Source organism: Candidatus Binatia bacterium, assembly GCA_023150935.1.
Lineage (GTDB): Bacteria > Desulfobacterota > Binatia > HRBIN30 > HRBIN30 > JAKLJW01.
In genome coordinates, this window is sequence record JAKLJW010000180.1 from 1 (window position 1) to 531 (window position 531).

At 65.3% G+C, this 531-nt stretch carries 1 protein-coding gene; it reads left to right on the forward strand.

What is annotated here, in order from left to right; all coding sequences use genetic code 11:
- On the forward strand, window positions 1–531 hold a 531-nt coding region (locus L6Q96_23620; GenBank protein MCK6557534.1), incomplete at both ends, for a catalase-peroxidase.

Consider the following 531-nt stretch of genomic DNA (forward strand, 5'->3'; position numbering starts at 1 on the left):
GCCCGAGCCCCACAAGGGCGCCGATCCGGAAGCGGCCGGCCTCGAGGAGCAGGGCTTTGGCTGGAAGAGCGACTTCGGTTCGGGCAAGGCCGGCGACGCGATCACCAGCGGCATCGAGGTCACCTGGACCACCACGCCCACCAAGTGGAGCAACAACTTCTTCTGGAACCTGTTCAGCTACGAATGGGAACTTACGAAGAGCCCGGCTGGCGCGCACCAGTGGCGGCCGAAGAACGACGCGGGTGCCGGCACCGTGCCGCACGCGCACGACAAGTCCAAGCGCATCGCGCCGTCGATGCTGACCACCGACCTCTCGCTGCGCTTCGACCCCGCGTACGAGAAGATCTCACGGCGCTTCATGGAGAACCCCGACGAGTTCGCCGAAGCGTTCGCGCGCGCGTGGTTCAAACTGACGCACCGCGACATGGGCCCGCGCGTTCGGTACCTGGGACCGGAAGTGCCCAAGGAAGAACTCATCTGGCAGGACCCGATTCCCAAGGTGGACCACAAGCTGATCGGCGAGAAGGAGAT